Origin of the sequence: Methylobacterium mesophilicum (assembly GCF_036441335.1) — a bacterium.
In the GTDB taxonomy this organism is placed as follows: Bacteria; Pseudomonadota; Alphaproteobacteria; order Rhizobiales; family Beijerinckiaceae; genus Methylobacterium; species Methylobacterium mesophilicum_B.
In genome coordinates this window covers 29,565-53,841 of record NZ_MLBW01000016.1, presented here as the reverse complement: position 1 = coordinate 53,841, position 24,277 = coordinate 29,565, and the positions used below count along the sequence as shown (strand labels likewise).

At 72.6% G+C, this 24,277-nt stretch carries 25 protein-coding genes and 1 pseudogene; 15 read left to right on the top strand and 11 right to left on the bottom strand.

All coding sequences use genetic code 11. The annotated features are described in order from the left end of the window. Positions 1 to 401 precede the first annotated feature (401 nt). The 4 genes from MMR14E_RS11945 to MMR14E_RS11930 all read right to left on the bottom strand — a co-directional run bounded on the left by MMR14E_RS11945 (position 402) and on the right by MMR14E_RS11930 (position 4,590). Complete coding sequence (locus tag MMR14E_RS11945) at positions 402 to 1,355, bottom strand: ABC transporter substrate-binding protein (RefSeq protein WP_331314504.1); 954 nt, start codon at positions 1,353 to 1,355, stop codon at positions 402 to 404. A 624-nt stretch (positions 1,356 to 1,979) separates the two neighbouring features. Further along, positions 1,980 to 2,273 carry a hypothetical protein gene (locus tag MMR14E_RS11940; protein ID WP_331314502.1) on the bottom strand — a complete coding sequence of 98 codons (294 nt, stop codon included), beginning with the start codon at positions 2,271 to 2,273 and terminating at the stop codon, positions 1,980 to 1,982. Between the two features lie 140 nt (positions 2,274 to 2,413). Then, positions 2,414 to 3,790, bottom strand: coding sequence for a cytochrome P450 (locus MMR14E_RS11935; RefSeq protein WP_331314500.1), 1,377 nt, complete (start codon positions 3,788 to 3,790; stop codon positions 2,414 to 2,416). 83 nt (positions 3,791 to 3,873) lie between these two features. Beyond that, positions 3,874 to 4,590 (bottom strand): adenosylcobinamide-GDP ribazoletransferase, encoded by a 717-nt coding sequence (locus MMR14E_RS11930; protein WP_331314498.1) that lies wholly within the window; start codon positions 4,588 to 4,590, stop codon positions 3,874 to 3,876. A gap of 86 nt (positions 4,591 to 4,676) precedes the next feature. Here MMR14E_RS11930 and cobT point away from each other — a divergent pair, with 86 nt between their 5' ends. Continuing rightward, entirely contained in the window at positions 4,677 to 5,717 is a 1,041-nt protein-coding gene (gene cobT / locus MMR14E_RS11925) for a nicotinate-nucleotide--dimethylbenzimidazole phosphoribosyltransferase (RefSeq protein WP_331314496.1), read from the top strand. A gap of 25 nt (positions 5,718 to 5,742) precedes the next feature. On the opposite strand, the gene MMR14E_RS11920 is transcribed toward cobT, so the two are convergent. Continuing rightward, a complete protein-coding gene (locus MMR14E_RS11920; protein ID WP_331314494.1) occupies positions 5,743 to 7,335 on the bottom strand; it encodes an ABC transporter substrate-binding protein in 1,593 nt (530 codons plus the stop codon). A gap of 117 nt (positions 7,336 to 7,452) precedes the next feature. On the opposite strand from MMR14E_RS11920, the gene MMR14E_RS11915 reads away from it, so the two are divergent. From MMR14E_RS11915 to queC, 4 genes are all read left to right on the top strand, one after another. Beyond that, complete coding sequence (locus tag MMR14E_RS11915; RefSeq protein WP_331314493.1) at positions 7,453 to 8,130, top strand: GntR family transcriptional regulator; 678 nt, start codon at positions 7,453 to 7,455, stop codon at positions 8,128 to 8,130. Positions 8,131 to 8,234: 104 nt separating this feature from the next. Further along, positions 8,235 to 9,188 carry a dihydrodipicolinate synthase family protein gene (locus MMR14E_RS11910; protein ID WP_331314491.1) on the top strand — a complete coding sequence of 318 codons (954 nt, stop codon included), beginning with the start codon at positions 8,235 to 8,237 and terminating at the stop codon, positions 9,186 to 9,188. Positions 9,189 to 9,287: 99 nt separating this feature from the next. Then, the gene (queD, locus tag MMR14E_RS11905; RefSeq protein ID WP_273563673.1) at positions 9,288 to 9,644 is read left to right on the top strand and encodes a 6-carboxytetrahydropterin synthase QueD; all 357 of its coding nucleotides are present in this window, start codon (positions 9,288 to 9,290) and stop codon (positions 9,642 to 9,644) included. Further along, positions 9,634 to 10,353 carry a 7-cyano-7-deazaguanine synthase QueC gene (gene queC / locus MMR14E_RS11900; RefSeq protein WP_331314489.1) on the top strand — a complete coding sequence of 240 codons (720 nt, stop codon included), beginning with the start codon at positions 9,634 to 9,636 and terminating at the stop codon, positions 10,351 to 10,353. The genes queD and queC overlap by 11 nt, the downstream gene beginning before the upstream one ends. Here queC and MMR14E_RS11895 read toward each other — a convergent pair. Next, complete coding sequence (locus tag MMR14E_RS11895; protein WP_331300689.1) at positions 10,340 to 10,906, bottom strand: TetR/AcrR family transcriptional regulator; 567 nt, start codon at positions 10,904 to 10,906, stop codon at positions 10,340 to 10,342. The two genes, queC and MMR14E_RS11895, sit on opposite strands and share 14 nt — an antisense overlap. Positions 10,907 to 11,064: 158 nt before the next feature. On the opposite strand from MMR14E_RS11895, the gene MMR14E_RS11890 reads away from it, so the two are divergent. The 6 genes from MMR14E_RS11890 (at position 11,065) to MMR14E_RS11865 (ending at position 16,608) form a co-directional block, all read left to right on the top strand. After that, complete coding sequence (locus MMR14E_RS11890) at positions 11,065 to 12,027, top strand: quinoprotein relay system zinc metallohydrolase 2 (protein WP_331314487.1); 963 nt, start codon at positions 11,065 to 11,067, stop codon at positions 12,025 to 12,027. Positions 12,028 to 12,068: 41 nt separating this feature from the next. Further along, positions 12,069 to 12,923 (top strand): quinoprotein dehydrogenase-associated SoxYZ-like carrier, encoded by an 855-nt coding sequence (locus MMR14E_RS11885; protein ID WP_331314485.1) that lies wholly within the window; start codon positions 12,069 to 12,071, stop codon positions 12,921 to 12,923. 2 nt (positions 12,924 to 12,925) lie between these two features. Continuing rightward, positions 12,926 to 13,522, top strand: a complete 597-nt coding sequence (locus MMR14E_RS11880; RefSeq protein ID WP_331314483.1) for a rhodanese-like domain-containing protein — start codon at positions 12,926 to 12,928, stop codon at positions 13,520 to 13,522. A 125-nt stretch (positions 13,523 to 13,647) separates the two neighbouring features. Beyond that, a complete protein-coding gene (gene panB / locus MMR14E_RS11875) occupies positions 13,648 to 14,466 on the top strand; it encodes a 3-methyl-2-oxobutanoate hydroxymethyltransferase (protein ID WP_331314481.1) in 819 nt (272 codons plus the stop codon). Positions 14,467 to 14,595: 129 nt separating this feature from the next. Further along, positions 14,596 to 14,856 (top strand): DUF333 domain-containing protein, encoded by a 261-nt coding sequence (locus MMR14E_RS11870; RefSeq protein ID WP_331314479.1) that lies wholly within the window; start codon positions 14,596 to 14,598, stop codon positions 14,854 to 14,856. Between the two features lie 171 nt (positions 14,857 to 15,027). Further along, positions 15,028 to 16,608 (top strand): serine hydrolase, encoded by a 1,581-nt coding sequence (locus tag MMR14E_RS11865; protein ID WP_331314478.1) that lies wholly within the window; start codon positions 15,028 to 15,030, stop codon positions 16,606 to 16,608. Positions 16,609 to 16,617: 9 nt separating this feature from the next. Here MMR14E_RS11865 and MMR14E_RS11860 read toward each other — a convergent pair whose 3' ends face one another. Beyond that, positions 16,618 to 17,613 carry an NUDIX hydrolase gene (locus tag MMR14E_RS11860; RefSeq protein ID WP_331314477.1) on the bottom strand — a complete coding sequence of 332 codons (996 nt, stop codon included), beginning with the start codon at positions 17,611 to 17,613 and terminating at the stop codon, positions 16,618 to 16,620. A gap of 216 nt (positions 17,614 to 17,829) precedes the next feature. Here MMR14E_RS11860 and thiE point away from each other — a divergent pair, with 216 nt between their 5' ends. From thiE to MMR14E_RS11845, 3 genes are all read left to right on the top strand, one after another. Further along, positions 17,830 to 18,558 (top strand): thiamine phosphate synthase, encoded by a 729-nt coding sequence (thiE, locus tag MMR14E_RS11855; protein ID WP_331314475.1) that lies wholly within the window; start codon positions 17,830 to 17,832, stop codon positions 18,556 to 18,558. Beyond that, positions 18,555 to 19,370, top strand: a complete 816-nt coding sequence (gene thiD, locus MMR14E_RS11850; RefSeq protein WP_331314473.1) for a bifunctional hydroxymethylpyrimidine kinase/phosphomethylpyrimidine kinase — start codon at positions 18,555 to 18,557, stop codon at positions 19,368 to 19,370. The genes thiE and thiD overlap by 4 nt, the downstream gene beginning before the upstream one ends. A 169-nt stretch (positions 19,371 to 19,539) precedes the next feature. Then, positions 19,540 to 20,166 carry an XRE family transcriptional regulator gene (locus MMR14E_RS11845; protein WP_331314471.1) on the top strand — a complete coding sequence of 209 codons (627 nt, stop codon included), beginning with the start codon at positions 19,540 to 19,542 and terminating at the stop codon, positions 20,164 to 20,166. 10 nt (positions 20,167 to 20,176) lie between these two features. On the opposite strand, the gene MMR14E_RS11840 is transcribed toward MMR14E_RS11845, so the two are convergent. Continuing rightward, on the bottom strand, positions 20,177 to 21,160 hold the full coding sequence (locus tag MMR14E_RS11840; protein WP_331314469.1) for a helix-turn-helix domain-containing protein: 984 nt from the start codon (positions 21,158 to 21,160) through the stop codon (positions 20,177 to 20,179). A gap of 88 nt (positions 21,161 to 21,248) precedes the next feature. Between MMR14E_RS11840 and MMR14E_RS11835 the strand changes: the two are divergent. Further along, positions 21,249 to 21,479, top strand: a pseudogene (locus MMR14E_RS11835) (glycosyl transferase); the annotation flags it as partial. Between the two features lie 64 nt (positions 21,480 to 21,543). Here MMR14E_RS11835 and MMR14E_RS11830 read toward each other — a convergent pair. The 3 genes from MMR14E_RS11830 to MMR14E_RS11820 all read right to left on the bottom strand — a co-directional run bounded on the left by MMR14E_RS11830 (position 21,544) and on the right by MMR14E_RS11820 (position 24,270). Then, positions 21,544 to 22,122, bottom strand: a complete 579-nt coding sequence (locus MMR14E_RS11830; protein WP_331314468.1) for an ABC-type transport auxiliary lipoprotein family protein — start codon at positions 22,120 to 22,122, stop codon at positions 21,544 to 21,546. A 121-nt stretch (positions 22,123 to 22,243) separates the two neighbouring features. Continuing rightward, entirely contained in the window at positions 22,244 to 23,326 is a 1,083-nt protein-coding gene (locus MMR14E_RS11825; protein WP_331314467.1) for an MlaD family protein, read from the bottom strand. Between the two features lie 134 nt (positions 23,327 to 23,460). Then, positions 23,461 to 24,270: an ABC transporter ATP-binding protein gene (locus MMR14E_RS11820; protein ID WP_331314466.1), complete on the bottom strand. Its 810-nt coding sequence runs from the start codon at positions 24,268 to 24,270 to the stop codon at positions 23,461 to 23,463. Between the last annotated feature and the right edge of the window lie 7 nt (positions 24,271 to 24,277).

The window sequence follows — 24,277 nt, the reverse complement described above, 5'->3', positions numbered from 1 at the left end:
GCGTCCGCCACCGCGAGAGCGGCAGCGGCACGATCCTCGAACGCGCGCCCTGGTCCGGCAGCCTCACGGGCGTGCTGGGTGCCCCCCGGCGCGACCGCCGGGCTGACTGCCAGCATCCGGCCCGTGCTGACGCTCATCTGGTCGGCTCTGCCGACACGGCGACCGCTCGGAAACAGAGGGCCCGTCGGGTGGCGCGCCGCGAAGACGTCGCACTGTCCTTGGCCTGTGCAGCCCCCGGCCGCGCCTTCTTCGACGCGGTCGCGAGACTGACACCTCGCACCGTCTCGGAGAGACGGTGCGACCGGGCGGCCGCGGTGAACCATGGCGGGCCGCGTCGGCGCGAGGCAACCTGCAACGGATGTTCGCCACCGATCACGCCGCGTCGGACGCGTCCAGGATGCTCAGTCAAGGATCTCTTCCGCACGCGCGAGCAGATCGAACGGCAGATTCACATCGATCGCCTTGGCCGTCCTGCCGTTGATCACCAGCACGAATTTCGTGGGCTGCTGCACAGGCAGATCGGCCGGCGTCTCTCCTCTCAGGATCCGGTCGACATACGCGGCGACCCAACGGGCACTGTCGTCCAGGTCGGGTCCGTACGAGATCAGGCCGCCGGCCACGGCATAGGCCCGCCTCTCCCCCAAGGATGGCAATTTGCTCTCGATGGCGCGCTGCGCGATTTCCGCCAGCAAACTGTTCGTCAACGGATCCTCGACAATCATGATCGCATCGCAGCGCGCGGTCACGAGGTTCTCGAACACGGCCTCACCGTCGAGACGCCCGGCCACCGGAGCGGAGACGGCTTCGACGCGATAGCGAACGGAAATCTTCTCGATCTCGGAAAACACGCCGGCGGAGTGCGGATTGTTCCGATTCCATACGATCGCGACGCGCTTGATGCCGGGCTTGGAGCCCACGATGAGCTGCAGTCTCTTCTCCGACATCTCGGGAGGCACGAAGCTGTAGCCGGTCACGTTCTCGGGCGGCCGAGCCAGATTGGAGACGAGGCCGCTTCCCACAGCATCGCCGGCCCCCGCCATCACGATCGGAATCGAGCCCGTTCCACGCTTCGCCGCGAGCGGCGCGAGCGTCCCCCATGCGACGATGACATCGACTCTCCGCGCGACCACGTCGGCGACAATCTGATCGAGCCGAGCGGCATCGTCGTTGCCGTAGCCATAGTCGAACGCGATGTTCTTTCCCTCGATCCAGCCCCTTGCGGCGAGGTCTTCGCGGACATCGTTCAGCGTGAGCATGACGCTGCCGGCCGTGATCAGCGCGATACGGAACCGCTTATTCCCATCGTGAGCCAATACTGGCTGCGGACATAAGGCGGCACCGGTCAGGTACGACAAGAACTGCCGTCTCCTCATGTCTGCCTCCGCTGTCAGGACATCCTGACCGTTGAGATCGCCGTGACTGGATCTGGTGACCGGCCATCGTGACTTTCTCCGCGGCGCGGACGCGCTCCGTGCCCAATGCCGCCGGCGGCGCTGGACGCAGGACCAGCGGCCCTCGAGAGACGGCGCAGTCGTTCGAGCGAGCAGTGCGTCCCCTTGCCCCTCGCAGCCCGATCGCGCTTCGATGCAACCTTCGCCATCCCGATGTGCGCAACGGCCAGTACGGCGGCAGTCGGAGCGTGTGCTCCCAACAATAAACACTATCGGTGGTTTGAATCACGGTCTTGGCCAACCATGATGTATTGATAACACCACAATAGGGCCGTCGTCGATGTTGTCCCGCGTCGGCTCCCCGGTCCGGCGCACCCGCAGACCGCCTGAAGTTGCCCGGTACGACGCGACGACCGCTCCGACGCCGGGGCGGAGTCCGGCATCCGGAACAGCCCGCGCTCCGGGCAAATCTTCCATCCCGGGACAGGGCTTCCGAGCGCGCGGCGGATCGCGCTCGGCCGGGCCGGACCGTGTCCTCACGCGCCGCGGCGGCCGTCGTCGGCGGCCGGACCCGACGCGCCGCAGCCCTCAATCGCGCCGCGCTTCGGCGCTCGCACGTTCGACCACGGCGCGCAGCGCGGCGCTGCCCTCCAGCCCGAACCAGGCACGCAGCATGCTGGTGGTCTCGGGCGTATCGTCCGGCCGCTCGCGGTACAGGTCCGTGTAGCGGCTGAGTTCGCGTTCCACGAACATGTCGAGGTAGGCTGCCCCCTTCATCCTCGCGAGATCCGTGAGGGCGTGAGTGAGCACGCGCTGCATCATCTCGCCGACCAAGGCCGAGACGTAGACCGCCTCGGCGCTGCCCTGTTCGGGCTCCTTCAATCCAGCCTCCTCTGCTCCGCAGCGTCGATCCCGCCGCACCATCGTCCTAAGCTTGACTGCCCGCCCCGCGCAAACCCGGCGCTTTCGGCGGCCGCCGATCGGGACGGACGGCGCGTCCCGATCGGCGCGCCGCGGCCCCTTCACGCCGGCGGAAGCAGGCGGAAGCCGGGAGATCGGTTCGGGCGGGTGGCGAACGAGCCGACCGGCAGCACCGGCGGGCCATCGTCGAGGACGAGGTCGTTGTCCCGCAGCAGCCGCGCCAGGACCAGCACCGCCTCCGACGTGGCCAGCTGTGCCCCGATGCACACGCGGGGCCCGGTGCCGAACGGCAGGAAGCCGTGGCGGTCCCGCTTCTCCGGACCGAGAAAGCGCCCGGGATCGAAGCGCTCGGGCGAGGCCCACAGGCGCGGGTCGGTATGCAGCAGGGTGAACGGCATCAGCACGATGGCTCCGCGCCGGACCGGCACGCCGCACAGGTCGTGGTCGGCCACGGCTTGGCGGGCCGTCATGTAGGCCGGCGGGTACAGCCGTAGCGCCTCGTCCACCACGGCGCGCGTGAGCGGCAGCGCGCCGATGGCTGTCCCCGCACCACCCGGCGTCAGATCCACCCGGCGCGCTTCCTGCCGGATCGCGCGGCGCCATGCGGGCGCGTTGGCCAGCAGGTAGCAGGCCCAGAACAGCGTCAGGCCCGTCGTCTCGTGCCCGGCGAAGATCATCGTCGACACCTCGTCGACCAGGAGGTCCTCGTTCCGGTCCCCGTAGGCGTCGGACAGGAGGTCGAACAGGTCGCGCGGAGCCCCCGACGGATGGGCGGCGCGGCGCCGGACGATGACCGCGCGAATGAGCGCCCGCCAGCGTCGGCCGAAGCGCGCGCGGCGGAACATGGTGAGTGTGGGCACCCAGCGCGGCAGGATGAAGTCGCTGGCGCGCGGCCGGCCGATGCCGCTGGCGTAGGACTGGAGCAGGCCGCGCAGTTGCGGTCCGAACGCGTCGGTCTCCAGGGAGAACATGCTCGTGCAGGCGACGGCGAGGCTGAGATCCTGCATGACCGCGAGCAGGTCGACCGGCTGCCCGCGGGACGCCTCCAACGGGCCGAACGCCGCCTCGGCGCAATCGACCATGTGCCGGGCCAGCAGGGTGACCGTGCGGGGCGTGAAGGCCGGGGCCAGGGTCCGCCGCTGCTGGCGCCAAGCCTGCCCCTCGCTGGCCGCCACGCCGCGGCCGATGAGCGCCCGGAAGATGCGGTCGCCGGCCGCGACCCGCCGATAGAGGTCCGGATGCGTGGCCAGCACGTCGCGCATCGCCTGCGGGCCGGCGGCGACGACGACGTCGCGGCCGAGCATGGGCAGGACGAGGACCGCCTGCGCGCGGCAACGCGGCGGGAAGGCCGAGAAGGCGTTGCGTCGCAGGCCCGCCAGGACGCCGAGGGCACCCACGCGGTCGGGCGCGAGGGGCGGCATCGGCGGGATGAAGAAGGTGGGCCCGGGTGCTTGGGCCGCCTCGGTGATCGTATCCATCGGATCTCCTCGTCGCGGGCGATGGCAGCCGTGTGTCGCTGCCGCGTCGCTACCGATCGGCCGACATCGCGCCCGAGATCGGGTCATCCCGGGCCCGGTAGCTCTGCGTGTAGGCGTAGCGGGCGTTCTGGCGCACCGCCCAGGTGTCGTCGAAGACGTGCTCGAACTCGTAGCCGATGAAGGCCTGGTCGCGCCGGTAGGTGTTGAAGCCGGCATCGCCCACGTTGAGGGCGCGCGGGATGCGCAGGCCGAGCACGGTCGGCCGGGCCGTCCCGTAATNCGAGGGCGGCGACCCGCGACAGGGCGGCCGCCAGGATCAGGCCGGTCACGGCCGCGTGGCCGATCCGGTCGAGGAGCGTCGCCAGGGCGCCGATCCGCAGGGCCAGCGCCAGGACCAGGGCGGCGCCGCCGTAGGCCCCGATCCGGCTGTCGCGCATGATCTCCAGCCGGCGCTCCGGGGTGGCGCCGCCGCCGAACCCGTCGGTGACGTCGGCGAGCCCGTCCTCGTGGAGGGCGCCGGTCGCCACCACGGCGACCGCCACCGCGAGGGTCGCGGCCAGGAACGGCCCGAGCCCGACGGCCCAGCCGGCCGCCAGCACCAGGGCGGCGGGCAGCGCCAGGATCACGCCGGCCAGCGGCAGCATCCGCGGCAGGGTGGTGAAGTCGGGGCTGCGGTGCGGGTCCGGCTCGCCGGGCAGTTGCGGCACCGGCAGGCGGGAGTAGAAGCGCAGGCACCCGGCGAGGTCGTAGAGGGCGCCGCGCCCGGGCCAGTCGGCCTCCCCGCCGGTCTGCCTGTCCATCGCGGTCTCTCGCATCCGCCCGCCACCGCGCGCCGCTCCCGTATAGTCTCCCCGTCCGGAGGCGCCCACAGGAAATCACCGCCGCCATGACCGATTCGACGACCGCTCCCGAACCCGGCCCCTTCGACGACATCCGCAACCTGCTGAAGGCGATGCCGGGCCCCGACGCGGAGGCGAAGGCCGCCGTCGCGGCCCGGGACGCGACCCTGACGAAGCCCGCCGGCTCGCTGGGGCGCCTGGAGAGCCTCGTGACGTGGCTGGCGGCGTGGCAGGGCAAGGCGCCGCCGACCTTCGACCGGCCGCTGGTCTGCGTCTTCGCCGGCAGCCACGGGGTCACGCGCCGCGGCGTCTCGGCCTTCCCGGACGCGGTCAACCGGCAGATGCTCGACAACTTCGCCGCCGGGGGCGGGGCGATCAACCAGATCTGCGCCGCCTACGGCCTCGGCTTCAAGGTGTTCGACCTCGCCCTCGACATGCCCACCGGCGACATCGCGGAGGGGCCGGCCCTCGACGAGCGCGCCACGGTCGCCACCATGGCGTTCGGCATGGAGGCGGTGGCCGCCGGCACCGACTGCCTGGGCATCGGCGAGATGGGCATCGGCAACACCACGGTGGCGGCCGCCCTCTACGCCGCCCTGTTCGGCGGCGATCCCGCCCACTGGGTCGGGCGCGGCACCGGGATCGACCGGGACGGCCTGTCCCGCAAGGTCGCGGCCGTGGAGGCGGCGCTCGCGCACCATGCCGGCCACCTCGACGACCCGCTCCAGGTCCTGGCGCGCCTCGGCGGCCGGGAGATCGCCGCCATGGCGGGCGCGATCCTGGCCGCGCGTCTGCAGCGCATCCCGGTGGTGATCGACGGCTACGTGGCGACCGCCGCCGCGGCGGTTCTGCACGCCGCAGACCCGGGCGCCCTCGACCACTGCCTCGCCGGCCACGTCTCGGCGGAGGGCGCCCACGCCGAGGTTCTGGAGCGGCTCGGGCTGGTGCCGCTGCTGGCGCTCGGCATGCGCCTCGGCGAGGCGTCCGGCGCCGGCATGGCGATGGGCCTGCTGAAGGGAGCGCTCGCCTGCCACACCGGCATGGCGACCTTCGCGCAGGCCGGTGTGTCCGAGAAGGGCGCGGGCTGACGCCGCGTCTTCTGGCCGGCCGTGATCAGCCGGTCTTCTCGATGTTCCAGAAGAACTGCACCGGCGCCATGACCATGCCCTTGAGCTTCGCGCTGACCGCCATCGGCTGCTGCACGAGGCCCGCGGGCGCGTAGGGCACGACCTCGAAGGCGCGCTCCTCGATGCGCGCGGCGAGCGCCTTCTGCTGCGCCTCGTCGCTGGTGGCGATCCAGTCGCTGCGCAGGGTCTCCAGGGTCGGGTCGTCCGGCCAGCCGAACCACGCCGCCTGACCGTTGGCGCGGATCAGCGGGTGGAGCGCCGGGTTCAGCACGTCTGCCCCCGACCAGAGGGTGTGGAACAGCGACCAGCCGCCGGCATCGACCGGCCCGCGGTTGCCGCGGCGGGCGATGAAGCTGCCCCAGTCGGTCGAGACCAGATCGACATTCATCCCGAGCTGCTTGAGCAGGTCCTGGGTCACCAGCGACTGGTTGTAGGCGATCGGCTGGTCGGCCGGGGCGAGCAGCACCACGCGCTCGCCCTTGTAGCCGGCCTTGGCCAGCATCGCCTTGGCCTTGGCGAGGTCCGCCTGCATGGCCGCGGCCCCGCCGGCCCCGGTCGACATCGGCGAGCCCGGCGTGAAGAAGGTCTTGGCCTCCCGGTAGTATTCGGGGCTGCCGACCACCGCCTGCATGTAGTCGTCCTGCTTCATGGCCATCATCACGGCCCGGCGGATCTCGGGATTGTTGAACGGCGGCTGCGTGTGGTTGAACCGCATCAGCAGGATCAGCCCGAGCGGCACGTTGCGGATCTCGATCCCCGGCTTGCCCTTGAGCACCGGGATCAGGTCGATCGCCGGCTGCTCGTACCAGTCGACCGCGCCCTGGATCATCGCGCCCACCGCCGCCGAGGCCTCGGTGATCGCGAGCCACTCGATCCGGTCGACCTTGGCGACCTTGCCGCCGGCCGCCCAGGAGGGCGCCTCCTCGCGGGGGCGGTAGCCGGCGTGGCGGGTGTAGATCGCGTTCTGGCCGGGGATCCATTCCCGCGCCTCGAAGCGCCAGGGCCCGGAGCCGGTGGCGTCGGCGATTGGCTTCGACGCATCCTGGAGCGCGACGCGCTCCGGCATGATGAAGGGCACGTTCGAGGACAGCTTGCCGAGCGCCGCCGGGAGCAGGGGGAACGGCTTCTTCAGCGCGATGGTGAAGGTCCGCGCGTCCTCCTGGCCGTAGCCCTCCACGAAGCCCGCCAGGGTCTGGCCGAACGCGTCCCGCTTGGACCAGCGCGCGATGGACGCGATGCAGTCCTTGGCCTCGACGGGGGAGCCGTCGTGGAAGGTGAGGCCGTCGCGGAGATGGAAGGTCCAGCGCAGGCCGTCGGGCGCGGTCTGCCAATCGCTGACCATCTGGGGCTGGATGCGGAAATTCTCGTCCGTGGCGAACAACGTGTCGTAGACGAGATAGCCGTGGTTGCGGATGACGTAGCTCGTGGCGACGATCGGATCGAGGGACGGCAGGGGCGTCGACGGGATGAAGCGCAGCACGCTGCCGCCGCCGGGCTGGGCCCGGACCAGGTGCGGGAGGCCGAGGCCGGCGGCCGCGCCTGCGGTACCGGCCAGGATCTGGCGGCGGGAGAGCGTCATCGCGGGCACCCTTGTCGTGATCGGGCCCGTTGCCCGATTGATTTTATACAATTTCAACACCGAAGCTCCGCCGTCAAGGGTCCTGCGGAGCATCCGGGGCCGATCGGGAGCGAGACGATGAAGAACCGGACCATCGCGGGCTCGATCGGGACCGAGATCCGGCGGCGCATCCTCGACGGCCGCTATCCGGCCGGCTCCCAGCTCCGCCAGGACGGCCTCGCGGCGGAGTTCGGCGCCAGCCGGATCCCCGTGCGCGAGGCCCTGTTCCAGCTCGAGGCCGAGGGCCTCGTGCGGATCCTGCCCCATCGCGGCGCCATGGTGGCCCCGCTCTCGCCGGCGGACGCGGCCGAGGCCCTCGAGCTGCGGGGCGCCCTCGAGCCGCGCCTCCTGGTCCTCTCGGCGCCCCGCCTGAGCGCCGACGATTTCGCCCGGGCCGACGCGCTGCTGGAGGAGTACGCCGCGGCCCTGCGGGCGGGCGCGACGGCGCGCTGGGGCGCCCTCAACACGGAGCTGCACCTGCTCCTCTACAGCCGGGCGGAGCGCCCCCGCGCCCTCGGGCTGGTCGGCTCCCTGCTGGCCGAGTGCGACCGCTACACCCGCCTCCAGCTCTCCACCGACAGCGCCGAGCTGGAGCGGGCCGACCGCGAGCATCGCGAGATCGTCCGGCTGTGCCGGAACGGCCACGTCTCGGCCGCCCGCGCCCTCCTGACCGACCATATCGACCACGTCGCCGCCGCGCTGATGGCGTTCCTCAGTGCCGCGCCCGGTCCGGCCCACGCGACGACGATTGTATAAAATTCTTGCCAGACGCGCGCGGCGCTGCCATGGAGAGGCGTGCCGCCCCGCGGGGCCCGCGAGGCCGGCCGGGACGATCCCACCTCCCAGCAGGCGAGACGGCGATGGCCTTCGATCGACACATCTTCTCCGGCACGATCCCGGCCCTGATGACGCCCTGCCGGCCGGACCGGTCGCCCGACCTCGACGCCCTCGCGCGCAAGGGGCGGGAACTCGTCGATGCCGGCATGTCGGCGGTCGTCTACTGCGGCTCGATGGGCGACTGGCCGCTGCTCACCGACGAGGAGCGGATGGCGGGCGTCGAGCGGCTGCTCGCCGCCGGCGTCCCGGTGATCGTCGGGACCGGCGCGCAGAACCCGAAGCGGGCCGCGGCGCTCGCGGCGCACGCCAAGGCGGCCGGCGCCCACGGCCTGATGATCATCCCGCGGGTCCTGTCGCGCGGCAGCTCGGCCGCGGCCCAGGAGGCGCATTTCGGCGGCATCCTGGAGGCGGCCGTCGACCTGCCGTCGGTGATCTACAACAGCCCCTATTACGGGTTCGAGACCCGGGCGGACCTGTTCTTCCGCCTGCGCGCCCGCCACCCGCACCTCGTCGGCTTCAAGGAGTTCGGCGGCGCGGCCTCGCTCACCTACGCGGCCGAGCACATCACCGGCCAGTCGCCCGACATCACACTGATGGTCGGCGTGGATACCCAGGTGGTGCACGGCTACGTCAATTGCGGCGCCCGGGGCGCCATCACGGGCATCGGCAACGTCCTGCCGCGGGAGGTGCTCCACCTCGTCGCCCTGTGCGAGAAGGCCGCCGCGGGCGACGTCCGGGCCCGGCGCCTGGCCGAGGAACTCGACGCCGCGCTGGCGATCCTGTCGAGCTTCGACGAGGGGACGGACCTCGTCCTCTACTACAAGCACCTGATGGTGCTGGAGGGGAACCCGGAATACGCGCTCCACTTCAACGCCACCGACGCGCTGAGCGCCGGCCAGCGCCACTACGCGGAGACGCAGCTGCGCCTGTTCAAGGCGTGGTACGCGCAGTGGTCGGAGGCGGGCGCCGGGGCCTGATCCCCGGCCGCGCCGCCGAACGCAGGGCAGCCCGCCTTTGCGCGGGACCGCCCGTCGGCGCTATGGCGGGGGCGAGATCGGCCTTACCCGCGAACATCCATGAAGATCACCCAAGCCTTCACCTTCGAGGCGGCCCACCGGCTGCCGAACGTGCCCGAGACCCACCGCTGCCACCGGATGCACGGGCATTCCTACCGGGTCGAGCTGACGGTCGCCGGCCCGGTCGATCCCCACACCGGCTGGGTGATCGACTTCTACGACATCGAATCGATCTTCGGGCCGCTGCTCGCCCGGCTCGACCACCACTGCCTCAACGAGATCGAGGGGCTGGAGAACCCGACCGCCGAGAACATCGCCGCCTGGATCTGGCAGCGCCTCCGGCCGGACCTGCCGGGCCTCGCGCTCGTGCGGGTCGCCGAAACCCCGATGTCCTGGGCCGAGTACGATGGCGCGTGAGGCGACCATCCCCGGCGACCGCGCCGCGCTGGTCCTGTTCTCCGGCGGCCAGGATTCGGCCACCTGCCTGGCCTGGGCGCTGGACCGGTTCGACCACGTCGAGACCCTCGGCTTCGACTACGGGCAGCGCCACCGGGTCGAGCTCGACCGCCGCGCGGCCCTGCGGGCGGGCACGACCGCCCTCGATCCCGCCTGGGCGTCCCGCCTCGGCGAGGACCACACGCTCGCCCTCGACGCCCTCGGGCAGGTCTCCGAGACGGCGCTGACCCGGGAGGCCGCGATCGGCTACGAGGCGTCGGGCCTGCCCAACACCTTCGTGCCCGGCCGCAACCTCGTGTTCCTGACCTTCGCGGCGGCGCTCGCCTACCGGCGCGGGCTCCGGCACGTGGTCGGCGGCATGTGCGAGACCGACTATTCCGGCTACCCGGATTGCCGCGACGACACGATCAAGGCCCTGCAGGTGGCGCTGAACCTCGGCATGGAACGGCGCTTCGTGCTGCACACGCCGCTGATGTGGCTCGACAAGGCGCAGACCTGGGCGCTGGCCGAGAGCCTCGGCGGGCGGGCGCTGGTCGACCTGATCGTCGAGGAGAGCCACACCTGCTACCTCGGCGAGCGCGGGCAGCGGCATCCCTGGGGCTACGGCTGCGGCACCTGCCCGGCCTGCCGCCTGCGGGCGGACGGCTACGCCCGGTTCACTGCGGCCTGAGACCGTCGACCAGCACCGCCAGCGTGCCCCGGAAGGCGTCGGGGCTCGCGAACAGGCGCTCCATCAGGAGCGCCCCCTCCAGGGTGGCGACGACGTAGCGGGCGAGCGCCGCCGGATCCGCGCCGCCGCGGACGCTGCCGTCCGCCTGGCCGGCGCGCAGGATGCCCTCCAGCCACGCGAGATGGTCCGCGAAGAAGGCCGCGATGTCCCGGCGCAGGCGCTCGGGCAGGGCCTCGCCCTCGATGGCCAGCGCCGCGCAGAGGCAGCCGAGCCCCTGCTCGACGCCGCCGAGGTAGAGCCGCCCGTAGGCCTCGACCCGGCCCGGCCCGTCCGGCACGTCCCGGCGGATCGCCTCCAGGGCCGCCGCGTAGCGCGCCGCGTAGGCCGCCACGAGGGCGGCGCCGAGATCGACCTTGGTGGGGAAATGGTGGTGGATGCTCGCCTTGCGGATGCCCACCGCCGCCGCGAGGTCGGCGTAGCTGAAGCCGGCGAAGCCGCGGCCCCGCACCAGGGTCTCGGCCTGCATCAGCAACTCGGCGCGGGTATCCCTCATCGCGGCGATCGTCGCTCCACACTCGCCCCGTCACCGCACGAAGTCACGCGAACGTGCGGCCGCGGCGGAGACCGGCTCCCGGCCGGCCCTTGACGGACCGACAATCTACCTACTTAATGGTAGACAATCAAGATCGAGCAAGATCGGGAGGTACCGGCATGGCGGCACGCGCCGTCCAACCGCGGATGCAGACCGCCGGGCCGACGCGACGGCACGCCCTCTTCGCGGGTCTCTGCCTGTGCTGCCTGCCGACGCTGGGCCGCGCCGCCGAGAGCTTCACGATGGAGGAGGTCGGGCCCGGCCTGTACGTCCGCAAGGGCCTGATCGCCGACGCCACCCCCGAGAACGCCGACGCCATCGCCAATATCGGCTTCCTCGTCGGCAGGACCGGCGTGGTGGTGACCGAGTCGGGCGGCAGCCTCGCCGACGGCCAGTGGCTGCGCGCCGAGATCGCCAAGCGCACGGACAAGCCGATCACCCACGTGGTGCTGACCCACGTCCACCCGGACCACGTCTTCGGGGCGGGGGCCTTCGTCCAGGACAAGCCGGTCTTCATCGGCCACGCCAAGCTCACCGAAGCGCTGGCGGCCCGGGGCGAGTTCTACCGCAAGCGGCTCAGCGACCTGCTCGGCGAGGACCGGACCGGGCCGGTGGTCTACCCGACGATGACCGTCGCCGACACGGCCGAGATCGACCTCGGCGACCGGCGCCTGACCTTCACGGCGCACGGCCCGGCGCACACCACCTCGGACCTGTCGATGATCGATTCCGGCAGCGGCCTGCTGTTCCCCGCAGACCTGCTGTTCGTGAACCGGATCCCGTCCCTCGACGGCAGCCTCAAGGGCTGGCTCGCCGAGATCGAGCGGCTGAAGGCCATGGGGCCCGTGCGGGCCGTCCCGGGCCACGGCCCCGTCGCGGTCGACCTCGCCCCGGCGCTCGCCGACCTCTCCGGCTACCTGACCGCCCTGCGCGACGGCACCCGGGCGGCGATCGCCAAGGACGTCCCCATCGAGAAGGCCGTGACCAGCGTCGCGGCGGACCAGCGCGACAGGTGGGCGCTGTTCGACACCTACAACGGCCGCAACGTCACCGTGGCCTACCAGGAACTCGAGTGGGAATAGGGTTCGAGATCCCCATATCTCAATCAATCGGGAGGCACGCCATGACGCACAGGATCGGACAGACCTACATCGGACAGACCTTCTCCACCCTCGCCCTCGGCCTCGTCCTGGCGACGACGGCCCTGTCGGGGCCCCTCGCCGGCGCCGCGCGGGCGGCCGGCGCCTCCGACACCGACCAGGAGCGGGCGGCCCGCTGGCAGGAGATCGCCAAGTCGATCTTCGGCGACCGCCAGATCGCGCCGACCGACAGCCTCGTGAAGATCGAGGCGCCCGCCCGGGCGCTCGACGCCGCCCTGGTGCCGATCACCCTGACCATGCCCAATGACGGGCAGATCAAGGCGGTCTCGCTGATCATCGACGACAACCCGGCGCCCTACGCCGCCAAGTTCGAGTTCGGGCCGGCCGCCGACCCGGCCGAGCTTAAGCTGCGCGTGCGGGTCAACAACTACACCGACATGCACGCCGTGGTGGAGACGACCGACGGCAAGCTCTACGAGGCCAAGCAGTTCGTGAAGGCCTCCGGCGGCTGCTCGGCCCCGATGGGCATGAGCGACGAGGAGGCCATGAAGGGCATGGGCGACATGCGCATGAAGTTCGCCGAGACGGCGGCCGGCAAGCCCGTGGAGGCGACGCTGATGATCCGCCACCCGAACTTCTCCGGCATGCAGATGAACCAGGTGACTCGCGACTACACCCCGGCGCGCTACATCGACAAGGTCACCGTCTCGGCGGGCGACCGGAAGGTCTTCACCATGACGGGCGACATCTCGATCGCCTCGAACCCGGTGATCAACTTCGCGCTCAAGCCGGACGGCAAGCCGATCCAGGTCGCGGCCTCCGACAACCAGGGCGGCCAGTGGCAGCACAGCTTCACGGCGCCGAGCCCGACGAACTGACCATGCGGCGCCTCCTCCTGACCGGCCGGGCCGCCGCGGCCTGCGCGGCGCTCCTCTGCCTCGCCGCGGCGCCGGCCGACTCGCCGGTGAACGTGCCCGAGCCGGAGGGGCTCTACGCCGGCCCCCCGAAGGGCTACACGCCGCAGACCCTCACGGGCGCCGCGGTGGTCGACGCCGACGCCGTCGCGGCCCTGATCGCCGGGCCCGACAGGCCGGTGCTGCTCGACGTGGCGGCGCCGGACCGCAAGCCGTCGAACTTCCCGGAGGGCCGCCTGTGGCTGCCGGTGCATCCCTCGATCCCCGGCGCCGTCTGGATGCCGGAGGCCGGCGCCGAGCCCCTGGCCCCGGCGCGCGAGGCGCTGTTCTACGCCCGCGTCGCGGCGCTGACCGGGGGCGACACGGCCAGGCCCGTCGTGGTGTTCTGCCACGTCGAGTGCTGGGGCAGCTGGAACGCCGCCAAGCGGCTGGTGCGGAAGGGCTATACCGGCGTGCGCTGGTTCCCCCAGGGCGTCGAGGGCTGGCAGGAGAAGCACGAGACCGCGAACCTGAAGGTCGATCCGGACTGGAAGGCCGGCGTCGAACCGCAGGCGGGGCGCTGACCCGCGGCGCCGGGCATTGTAAGCAGGGGCCCGGAACGCGGCTCGCGAAGCGGGACGCGCCCCTGCTCCCGGGCGGGAGAGAGCGCCCCCGCCGCGTCCGCGGTGGCCGGAATGAGGTCTGAACCATGTCGCAGGTCGTGCAGTCCCGCCGGCTCCGGGCGATCGATATCGGCAAGCGCAAGGCCGAGGGGCGCAAGATCATCGCGCTCACCGCCTACCACGCCCACACCGCCGGCATCGTCGATCCCTACTGCGACTTCATCCTCGTGGGCGATTCCCTCGGCATGGTCATGCACGGGATGGAATCGACGATCCCCGTGACCCTAGAGATGATGATCCTCCAGGCCCAGGCGGTGATCCGCGGCACGCAGAAGGCGCTGGTCGTGGTCGACATGCCGTTCGGCTCCTACGAGGCGAGCCGGGAGCAGGCCTTCCTCAGCGCCTCCCGGGTCCTCAAGGAGACCGGCGCCGGCGCGATCAAGATGGAGGGCGGCGCCCACTTCGCCGAGACGGTGGCGTTCCTCGTCCAGCGCGGCGTGCCGGTGATGGGCCATATCGGCCTGACCCCGCAGGCGGTGAACACGATGGGCGGCTTCAAGGTGCAGGGCCGGGGGCCGGACGACGAGCGCCGCCTGCTGGAGGATGCCCGCGCCATCTCGGAGGCCGGCGCCTTCGCGATCGTGCTCGAGGGCATCGTCGAGCCGGTGGCGCGGGCGATCGCGTCCTCGCCCCGGGTGACCGCCGCCACGATCGGCATCGGCGCCTCGGCAGTCTGCGACGGCCAGATCCTGGTGCTGGAGGACATGCTCGGCCTGTCCGAGCGCACGCCGAAATTCGTGCGCCAGTTCGGGAGCCTGCGGACCCACATCGAGGACGCCGTGAAGGCCTACGCCGAGGAGGTCCGGGCCGGACGGTTCCCGGCCGACGACCACACCTACGGGTAGGGCAGGGCGAGGGCAGGGCGGGGGCAGGGCCCGGCCGGCGCGCCCGCGAAGTCCTGAACGGACCGCGCCGGCCCCGTTCAGCCGGAGCGGTCTATCGGTCCGCCGGTCGTGCCATCGGGAGTAGGCGCCGTGAGGCTTGTCAGCGCGTTCGCGGCCTGCGCCGCCTGTGTCGGAGCCGCCCTGGCCGGACCGCGACCGGCCCTCGCGCTCGCGAACCCGGCCTCGGCCTTCTGCGCGACCATGGACGGTCGATCGATCCTGGCGAAGCTCCCCGACGGCGGCACGATCGGGCTGTGCGCCCTTCCGGGCCGGAAGATCGTCGAGGAATGGACGCTGTACCGGATGCTCCACGGCGTGAAGCCGGCCCCCGACGCCAACCCGTTCCGATAGCCCGGCCGGCACCTCCGGTCCGGTTCTCGGGCAGTTCTCGGGCAGCCTTCGTCCACCTTCCATCGGACCGCACCCGCATTCGACGCGCGATCAGGGCCGGCGTGATTGATCTCGCCGGCCCGACGATGCCATCCTCGTCGTCCGAACGCTCTCAGGCGGGATCGACGACTCATGCAGCGGGCCCGATCGCGCCGGCGCCTCGTCGGCGCGTGCCTCGCCCTCGGCCTGATCGCGGCCGGGCCCGGAGCCGGATCCGCCGGGACGCTGACGCGGGCGCAGGTCGAGGCGCAGCTGCCGGCGCTGGTCGAGGCGCAGCTGCCGGCGCTGGAGGCGCTGGCGCAGCGGGCCGTCGACGCGGGCGCGGTGCCGGGCCTCGCGGTCGCGGTCGTCCTCGGCGACGCGACGCTCCTCCTGAAGGGATACGGCCTCAGGCAGGCCGGGAAGCCCGAGCCGGTCGGCCCCGACACGGTCTTCCAGATCGCCTCTCTGTCCAAGCCCGTCACCGCGACGATCGTGGCGGCCCTGGTCGGCGACGGGGTGGTCGACTGGGATTCGCGCGTCGCGGATCTCGATCCCGCCTTCCAGCTGCGCGAGCCCTACCCGACCGCGCAGGTCACGGTGCGCGACTTCCTGAACCATCGCAGCGGCCTGCCGGGGACCGCCGGCGACGATCTGGAGGCGATCGGCTTCGGACGCGACGCGATCCTGCACCGGCTCCGCCTCGCGCCGCCCGCCTCCAGCTTCCGCGCCGGCTACGCGTACAGCAATTTCGGCTTCACCGAGGGCGCGCTCGCCGCCGCGAGGCCGACCGGCCAGCCCTGGGAGGCGGTGGCCCGGGACCGGCTGTTCCGGCCCCTCGGGATGACCGCCACCGGCACGACCCACGCGGAGTTCCTGAGCCGGGCCGACCGCGCGGCGCTCCACGTCCGGGCCGGCGGCGTCTGGACCGCCAAGGTCGAGCGGAACCCCGACGCGCAGGCGCCGGCGGGCGGCGTCAGCAGCGATGTCCGCGACCTCTCCCGATGGCTGCGGCTCGTGATCGGCAGCGGCCGCTACGAGGGGGCGCAGCCCGTCGCGGCCGCGGCGCTGGCGCAGACGCACGTCCCGCTCACGGCCCGCGGCCGCAACCCCGTGACCGGCGCGGCGTCCTTCTACGGCCTCGGCTGGAACGTCGAGTACGGCCGCCACGGCCCCGTCTGGGGCCACGCGGGCGCCTTCAGCGTCGGGGCGCAGACGCTGGTCTCGATCCATCCGGAGGCCGGTCTCGGGATCCTCGTCCTGACCAACGCCTTCCCGTCCGGCGTGCCGGAGGGGCTGGCCGACAGCTTCGCCGACCTCGTCTTCGACGGCCGCGTCGGCCGGGACTGGGTGACGGCCTGGGGCGCGGCCTACGAGACCCTGTTCGCGCCCGGCATCGCCGCCGACAAGGCGGCCTACAGCACGCCGCCGGCGCCGCCCGCCGCGCCCCTGGCGCTCTCGGCCTACGCCGGGCGCTACGCCAACGCCTATGTCGGCGAGGCCGTGGTGGCCGAGGCGGACGGCGCCCTGACGCTGACGGTCGGCCCCGGGGGCGCGCGCCGCTACCCGCTCCGGCACTTCGACCGCGACCTCTTCCTCAGCTTCCCGGACGCGGAGGCGCCCGACCGCCCCTCCGCCGTCCGCTTCGCCATCGGCAGCGACGGCCGGGCCGCCGCCCTGACGGTGGACGCGCTCGACGCGAGCGGGCTCGGCACCCTCGCGCGGCGGGACTGACCGCCGCCGTCACCCCGCCCGCCGCGACGGCAGCCGCAGGCCCGGGGCCGGGCGCTCCAGCAGCACCTCCCGGCGGAAGCGCACCAGCCGCGCCGGCCGGCCGGCGGCGCCGCTGGTCACGCTCTCGGTCTCCTCCACCAGCCCCTGTTGGGCCACGAGCCGCCGGAAGTTCTGCTTGTGCAGCTGCGTTCCCGACAGCGCCTCCACGGTCTTCTGCAGCTGCAGCAGGGTGAATTCCGGCGGCATCAGCTCGAACACCACCGGGCGGTACTTGATCTTGCCCCGGAGCCGGCCGATCGCGGTGGCGAGCACCCGCCGGTGGTCGAACGCCATCGGCACGCCGGTCGGGTCGTTCGGCAGGGCCGGGCCGGAGTTGCCCCGCGCCTCCGGGATCAGCCCGGCCTCGAACAGCAGCTCGTAGCGCTCGAGGACGCGCTCCTCGTTCCACGTGCCGCCGTTCATGCCGAAGGTCAGGCCGAGGCGGTCCAGGCGGCGGGTCCGGGTGGCGCAATCCTCGGGCTCGGACGCCCATTCGGCGAGCCGCGCCTCGATGGCGTCGAGCTGGCGCGGGCGCCCCTGCCGGAAATCCTCGTAGGGCAGGTAGCGGTACCAGTTCTGCCACGCGGCCTCGGCGAGCCCCGCCGGCCGCTCCTCGCGGACGAGCGCCAGATAGGCCACCGAGAGCGAGTGCACCCCCGACAGGGTCGCCGTGCCGGAGCGGTCGCGGTCGCCGAAGGTGTAGAGCTGCTCCACGTAGCCGAGGCGCTGGTGCGTCTGCCGCTCCACCCAGGCGCGCAGGCCCCGCTCCAGCGTGGCGTGCTCGGGGACGAGGGGGCCGGCCGGCAGGCCGTCGCCGCGGCCGGGCGCCTGGTCGGGAACCCGGATCGTCAGGGCGCGCGGCTCCCCCTTGGTCGCGGCGACGATCACCGCGACGAGGCCTACGGAGGAGCGCTCCGGCGGGGACTGCCCCCCGCGCGCGTCCGTCTGCGCCGCGGCACCCGTCATCGTTCCTCGACCGTCCGTCCCCCGGGATGCGCCGTAGCGGATCCCACCTATAGGGGGACAGGATCGCCGCGCGTCAACGCTGCCGTATGACGGAGCGGGGGACCCGTCGACGCACCGCTCTCCACCGGCCGCTTGCCAACGCCGCGAGGCCTGCCCAAACAGGGGTCCGGGAGCGCCGGCACGGGACCGGCCGAGGCGGACCGAGCGACGACAGCGATGCCAGCGAGCGCGACTTCCCCCGCAGCTTCCCCCTCGATCCCGACCGGCAGCCAGCCCGTCGACCTGCGGCTCTACGGGCTCCTCGATGTCGGCGTCTGCGGCGCCGACGGGGCGCGGCTGGCGGAGCTCGGCGCCGAGGCGGTGGCGGGGGGCTGCACCCTGCTCCAGTACCGCGAGAAGGACATCGCCGATGCCCGCGCCGCCCTGGCGCGGATCCGGGCGATCCTGGCGGCGGTGGGCGGCCGCGTCCCGGTCCTCGTCAACGACCGCGTCGACCTCGCCCTCGCGGCCGGAGCCGACGGGGTGCATCTCGGCCAGGGCGACCTCCACCCAGCCGACGCGCGCCGGCTCCTGGGGGAGGGCGCGATCATCGGCCTCACCCTGAAGAAGCCCGGCCAAGCCGACGAGCTGTACCGGCTGCCCGTCGACTACGCCTGCATCGGGGGCGTGTTCGCCACCACCAGCAAGGACAATCCCGACCCGCCGGTGGGTCTCGACGGCTTCGCCAGCATCGCCTTCCGCGCCCGCCTCGCCCGCGGGGCCAGCCTGCCGCTCGGCGCCATCGCGGGGATCGGGCTCGACAACGCCGCCGCGGTGGTCGCCGCGGGGGCGGACGGGGTCGCGGTCATCACCGCGCTGTTCGGCGCGGAGTCGGTGCGCCAGCGGGCCCGCGACCTGCGCGCGCGGATCGACGGCGCCCTGGCGGAGCGGGCCGGCGCCCGATGAGCGGCCCCGCGCCCATCGCCGTCACGATCGCGGGCTCGGATTCCGGCGGCGGGGCCGGCATCCAGGCCGACCTCAAGACCTTCTCGGCGCTGGGCGTCTACGGCGCCAGCGTGATCACGGCGCTGACCGCGCAGAACACGCGGGGCGTCCAGGGCATCCACGACGTGCCGGCGGAGTTCGTCGCCCGGCAGATCGACAGCGTGTTCCCCGACCTCGCCGTGAGGGCCGTGAAGATCGGCATGCTGTCGCAGACCGCGGTGATCGCCGCGGTCGCCGACGGACTGGCCCGGCACGCCGGGTCGATCCCGGTGGTCCTCGACCCGGTGATGGTCGCCACCAGCGGCGACCGGCTGATCACCGACGCGGCCGTGGCGACGCTGCGCGAGCGGCTGCTGCCCCGGGCCGACCTGATCACCCCCAACCTGCCGGAGGCGGCGGTGCTCCTCGGCGAGCCCGTCGCGGCGGACGCGGCGGCGATCGTGGCCCAGGCGCGCCGGCTCGTGGCCCTGGGCGCCCGGGCGGTGCTGATCAAGGGCGGCCACGGCACCGGGCGCGAGAGCATCGACCACCTCGTCACGGCGGACGGCACCCTGCGGACCCTGTCCGCGCCGCGGATCGCGACGCGCAACACCCACGGCACCGGCTGCACGCTCTCGGCCGCGGTGGCGGCGGGCCTCGCCCAGGGCCTGGCGCTGCCGGAGGCGGTGGCGGAGGCCAAGGCCTACCTCACGGCCGCCCTGGCGGCCGCGGACGGCCTCGCGGTCGGGGCGGGCCACGGGCCGGTCCACCACTTCCACGCCGTCTGGTCTTAGGCCGGCTCCGGGCCGGTCCCGGGCCGGTCCCGGGCCGATCGCATCCGCCGCCTTTCCGGTGCGCACGCCGCCGCGCACGCCGCCCGCCGCCTTGCAACCGGGCGACGATTGCGTTTGAAGAAGCGCACGATCGTTCGGATAACGGAACGGTGCAGGCGGATCGGGGACGATGCAGGATCAGGCGGAACGGCCCGACCGGGCGCGCGGGCGCGACCTGCTGACCGGGGCGCAGGCGCTCTCCGGCCAGCTCGGCAAGACCATCCAGCGGCTGCGCAAGGCCTACAACCTGTCGCTCTCGGAACTCGCCGAGCAGTCCGGCGTGGCCAAGTCGATCATCAGCCAGATCGAGCGCAACGAGACCAACCCGACCCTGGCGACGATCTGGCGCCTGTCCCAGGCCCTCGACGTGTCGATCGAGCGGGTGCTGGCGGCCGGCGACGAGGAGCCGTTCATCGAGAAGACCTCCCGGTCCGACACGCCGATCCTCGTCTCCGAGGACGGGAAGGTGCGGCTGGCGATCATCGGCTGGCTCAAGACGATCGAGTGGCTGCAATGGTACGAGGTCACGGCCGACCCGGGCGGCGTCCTCGACTCGGACCCGCACCAGCGCGGCTCGGTCGAGTCCCTCTCGGTCACCGAGGGCGCGTTCGAGGTCGAGATCGGCGGCGTCGTGCAGCGGGCGCGGGCCGGCGAGACCCTGCGCTACCGCTGCGACCGGCCCCACCTCGTGCGCTGCACGGACGGCCCGGCCCGGGCCACCATGGTGGTGATCATGAAGGCCGCCGTGATGGAGTGAGGCGGCCCGGTCAGCCCGCCGGTCCGCCCTCGGCGCCCCGCGCGAGGGCGCGCGCGCGGTAGTCGCGGGGGCTCAGGCCGTAGCGCTCCTTGAAGCGGTGGGAGAAGTGGGACTGGCTGAGGAAGCCGCAGCCATACGCCAGGGTCCCCAGCGGCATGTGGGAGCAGCCCGGATCGGCCAGACGCCTGGCCGCGACCTCCAGCCGGCGGTGCCAGATCCAGTCGGCGATGTGCCGCTCCCGCGCGTGGAACAGCGCCTGCAGCCGCCGCAGGGACACGCCGGCCGCGGCCGCGATCCGGGGCGGGTCCAGGGTCGGATCGTGGAGATTGGCCTCGATGAAGGCCCGGGCGCGCTGCATCACGACGCTGTCCCGCACGGGCTGCTGCACCTCCTGCGCGAGCCGCTCCGCGAGGCTGGCGACGATGAGGTCGAGCCCCGTGGCGACCATCCGCTCGGCCATCTGGGGTGTCAGCTGGTCGCCCAGCCTGAGCAGTTTCCCGAGGAACGACCGTGTCAGGGTCGCCGTCCCGAGAGCGCCGCCGACGGTCACGCCGGCGAACAGGCGGGCTGAGCCCAGGGGTCCCTCGAGTCGCTCCCGCGGGATCCCGATCGCCAGCACCTCGCTGTAGCCGTTGTGCTCGATGGTCCAGGGCGTATTCGTATCCCGGATCGAGAAATCGCCACGTTGATCCGTGCCGGACCGACCGTACTGGTCCGCACGAACGCGCCCGGAGAGCACCATGCTCATGAACAGGTGGTCGGTCTTGTGGTTCTCGTGCCGGAGCGTGCGCGGCGTCGTGGCCGCCCGCAGGTTGCGCAGCGCGAATCTCGTGAAGACCAAGCCGCCGATACTGGTCCCCTCGATCGTGGCGTGAAACGGCTCGTCGTTGAGGGGGCTCTGCGCCATGGGAACCAGGCGATCTTCGCAGACGTCTCGCCAAAGGCGAAACTTGTCCTTCTCCAATACACCGTCAGTTGAAAACAGAGTCTGCATCGCGGCAGCGCTATGAACGCGCCGGCCGCGATCTGCAACCGCGCGCCGTCCCGCACGCCGTCGCGGATCGAGCGGCTGGACGCGCCGAGCCGGCCTGTGGTTCGTCAACCTGACGAACTTCATGGACGGGCTCGACTGGATGACGGTGGCGGAGATCGTCCCGGTGGCGGGCGCGCTCCTGCTCGTCGGCCTCGCCGGGCACCTGCCGCCGCTGCCGACCCTGGTGGCGGCGAGCCTGCTGGGCGCGGTGCTGGGCTTCGCGCCGTTCAACCGGCCGGTCGCGCGGCTCTTCCTCGGCGGGGCCCGCGCGATCGGCATCCGGGGCGAGGATCTGTCGGGCGTGCCCCGGCGGGGGCGTCGGCGCGGACCGGCCGCGGGGGCCGTCAGCGCCCGCTGTTCACCCAGCGCACCACGTCGGCCAGGACGATGGTCAGCGCCTGATCGAGGGCGCGGGCGCCGTTGCCGGCATCGATCTTGGAGACCGGCACGCGGGCCGTGAAGATCCGCGCCGCCGCGACCTTGCCGGTGCCGTCGGCCACGAGCTTCAGCGACAGGTCGACCACCGCCTCGCCGGTCCCGGACTGCACGTCGAAGGCCCGGATCTCGCTGATCAGCTGGTAGTCGGCCACGACCTTGTCGCCGGGCCGGCTCACCGAGCGGAGCCGCCCGGAATTCTCCAGGCTCTGGATGAGCCGCGTCTGGATCAGGCGCGGCAGCCGGTCGGCCCACTGGCCGCCGCCCAGGAACGACAGGGCGCCGCCAGTCTCGCGGACGATGATCCGGTCGGCCTCGAAGGGCTGGATGCTCACCGGCTCCGACACCACGATCGAGCGGCCGGCCGCGATCGGCCGCCCCGCGGCCGGCAGCGCCGCGAGGTCGAAGGTGAGGGGCGCCGCGCCGCCGCAGCCGCCCAGGAGGGCGGCGAGCAGCGCGGCGGCGGCGATGTGGGACGAGCGGACCATACGCATGACCTGAAGGACCCCGCCGGCGAACGGCGGAGCTGTATAAGCTATGCGGTTAAAACTAATCCGCTGCGGCATCTGTGCCGTGCGCCGGGACACATACGCCCGGCGACGCGGCATTTCACCGGCCACCGTTGTATTCAGGCAACGAGGGCTTGCCGCCGAAGATCACCTGGCTCGGGTCGCGCTCAAGGCTGCGCACCGTGCGGTTGAGGGTGCTCAGCGTCCGCTGCCCGTCGCCCGACAGGGCCTCCACCTCCCGGCGGCCGGTGCCGCTCAGCCGGCCGAAATTGGCCGAGATGCTGGCGGTGCGCTTGTCGAGGTTCTCCGACATGGTCCGGAACGCCTTGCCGGCGTCGCGCACCGAGATCGCCGCCGCGCGGATCTCCGCGAAGGTGCTGGAGCCCTCCTGGCCGGAGGCCGAGCCCAGGAAGCTCTCGGCGCCGTTGAGCACCGCGTCGATCTTGTCGGCCGAGGCGCTGAGCTTGCCGGCCAGCAGCCGGGCGTCGTGCAGGCCCGCCTCGATGTCGGGGCTGGCCTTGGACAGGGCCGCGGAGAAGCGGTCGGCGTTGTCGATCACCCGGCCGAGCTTGGCCCCGTCCACGGCCTTCACCAGCGCGGAGATGTTCGGGCCGGCATCGGCCAGCGTCTTCGAGAAGGTCTCGACATTGGCGAGCGACCGGTTGATCGCCCCCTCGTTGGCGGAGACGAGCCGGTCGAGGCGGGCCAGCATGTCGTCGGCCCGCTGCGCCACCTGGCGCGCCAGCGCCATCATGTCCTGCATGTCGGAGGAATCGGCGAAGATCGTCGGCGGCTCGCCGTTGGCCATCGGGGCCAGCACCGGCGCGTCGGCGTTGCCGCCCGACAGGGAGATCACCGAGACGCCGGTGAGCATCGCCGAGTCGAGGCGGGCGCGGGTGTCGGCCCGGAGCGGGGTCGCGGGATCGACCTTGATCGTGGCGAGCACCCGGCGGGGATCCTGCGGGGCGAGGCGGATATCGGTGACCTCGCCGACCTTGATGCCGTTGAAGTTCACGCTCGAGCCGCGCGACAGCCCCCCGACCGAGCCGGAGAAGACGATGCGGACGAGCTGGCTGACCTGCCGCGACGAGCCGCCGGAGAGCCACAGCACGGTGCCGAAGCCCGCCAGGATGACGGCGATCGTGAAGGCCCCGATCAGGGCGTAGTTCGCGCGGGTTTCCATGCGCTCAACCTGCGGTTCTGGCCGGCGGAGATCCGGCCGGGCCTGGAGCCCCGGCTCCCGGAGGGGAGCAGGGCGGGATCTGGGTGGAACGGCGACGATCGGGCACCGGATCAGGCATCGGATCAGGGATCGGATCAGGCATGGGCCGCGGTGCCGCCCGTGGCGATGGTCCGGGCGCGCTTGCCGTGGAAGTACGAGCGCAGCCAGGGATGGTCGCTCGCCAGCATCTCGTCGATCGTGCCGGCGGCGATGATCTGGCCGTCGCCGAGCGCCGCGATGCGGTCGCAGGCGGTGTAGAGGCTGTCGAGGTCGTGGGTGACCATGAACACGGTCAGCCCCAGCGTCTCCTTGAGGGTCGAGACGAGGTCGTCGAACTCGCCCGCGCCGATCGGGTCGAGGCCCGAGGTCGGCTCGTCCAGGAACAGGATCTCGGGATCGAGCGCCAGGGAGCGGGCCAGAGCCGCGCGCTTGATCATGCCGCCCGACAGTTCCGAGGGCAGCTTGTCGGCGGCGTCGGGCTTCAGGCCGACCATCTCGATCTTGAGCCGGGCGAACTCGTCGAGCAGGCGCTCGGACAGGTTCAGGTGCTCGCGCATCGGCACCTGGATGTTCTGCTTGACGGTCAGCGCCGAGAACAGGGCGCCCTGCTGGAACAGCACGCCCCAGCGCTGCTCCATCCGGCGCCGCTCGGCGTAGGTCAACGCGTCGACGTCGCGGCCGAACACCTCGATCGTGCCGGCCCGCTTGGGGTTGAGACCCAGGATCGTCCGGGTCAGCACCGACTTGCCCTGGCCCGAGGGCCCGACGAAGCCCAGGATCTCGCCGGCGCGGATGTCCAGGCTCAGGCCTTTCAGGATGTTGCGGTCGCGGAAGCCGACCACGAGGTCGCGCACGCGGATGATCGGCGCGGGGCCATTCGGCGAGGCGGTCATCGGGGCATCCATCGCGGCG

Bases quoted from the DNA above. Each gene is read 5' to 3' on its own strand.
- thiE (WP_331314475.1), top strand. From the start codon at position 17,830: ATGCCAGCGAGCGCGACTTCCCCCGCAGCTTCCCCCTCGATCCCGACC.
- MMR14E_RS11910 (WP_331314491.1), top strand. From the start codon at position 8,235: ATGGCCTTCGATCGACACATCTTCTCCGGCACGATCCCGGCCCTGATG.
- MMR14E_RS11845 (WP_331314471.1), top strand. From the start codon at position 19,540: ATGCAGGATCAGGCGGAACGGCCCGACCGGGCGCGCGGGCGCGACCTG.
- panB (WP_331314481.1), top strand. From the start codon at position 13,648: ATGTCGCAGGTCGTGCAGTCCCGCCGGCTCCGGGCGATCGATATCGGC.
- MMR14E_RS11830 (WP_331314468.1), bottom strand. From the start codon at position 22,122: ATGGTCCGCTCGTCCCACATCGCCGCCGCCGCGCTGCTCGCCGCCCTC.
- MMR14E_RS11840 (WP_331314469.1), bottom strand. From the start codon at position 21,160: ATGCAGACTCTGTTTTCAACTGACGGTGTATTGGAGAAGGACAAGTTT.
- MMR14E_RS11820 (WP_331314466.1), bottom strand. From the start codon at position 24,270: ATGGATGCCCCGATGACCGCCTCGCCGAATGGCCCCGCGCCGATCATC.
- MMR14E_RS11920 (WP_331314494.1), bottom strand. From the start codon at position 7,335: ATGACGCTCTCCCGCCGCCAGATCCTGGCCGGTACCGCAGGCGCGGCC.
- MMR14E_RS11890 (WP_331314487.1), top strand. From the start codon at position 11,065: ATGGCGGCACGCGCCGTCCAACCGCGGATGCAGACCGCCGGGCCGACG.
- MMR14E_RS11860 (WP_331314477.1), bottom strand. From the start codon at position 17,613: ATGACGGGTGCCGCGGCGCAGACGGACGCGCGCGGGGGGCAGTCCCCG.
- MMR14E_RS11825 (WP_331314467.1), bottom strand. From the start codon at position 23,326: ATGGAAACCCGCGCGAACTACGCCCTGATCGGGGCCTTCACGATCGCC.
- MMR14E_RS11865 (WP_331314478.1), top strand. From the start codon at position 15,028: ATGCAGCGGGCCCGATCGCGCCGGCGCCTCGTCGGCGCGTGCCTCGCC.
- MMR14E_RS11880 (WP_331314483.1), top strand. From the start codon at position 12,926: ATGCGGCGCCTCCTCCTGACCGGCCGGGCCGCCGCGGCCTGCGCGGCG.
- queD (WP_273563673.1), top strand. From the start codon at position 9,288: ATGAAGATCACCCAAGCCTTCACCTTCGAGGCGGCCCACCGGCTGCCG.
- MMR14E_RS11895 (WP_331300689.1), bottom strand. From the start codon at position 10,906: ATGAGGGATACCCGCGCCGAGTTGCTGATGCAGGCCGAGACCCTGGTG.
- queC (WP_331314489.1), top strand. From the start codon at position 9,634: ATGGCGCGTGAGGCGACCATCCCCGGCGACCGCGCCGCGCTGGTCCTG.
- thiD (WP_331314473.1), top strand. From the start codon at position 18,555: ATGAGCGGCCCCGCGCCCATCGCCGTCACGATCGCGGGCTCGGATTCC.
- MMR14E_RS11935 (WP_331314500.1), bottom strand. From the start codon at position 3,790: ATGGATACGATCACCGAGGCGGCCCAAGCACCCGGGCCCACCTTCTTC.
- MMR14E_RS11885 (WP_331314485.1), top strand. From the start codon at position 12,069: ATGACGCACAGGATCGGACAGACCTACATCGGACAGACCTTCTCCACC.
- MMR14E_RS11915 (WP_331314493.1), top strand. From the start codon at position 7,453: ATGAAGAACCGGACCATCGCGGGCTCGATCGGGACCGAGATCCGGCGG.
- cobT (WP_331314496.1), top strand. From the start codon at position 4,677: ATGACCGATTCGACGACCGCTCCCGAACCCGGCCCCTTCGACGACATC.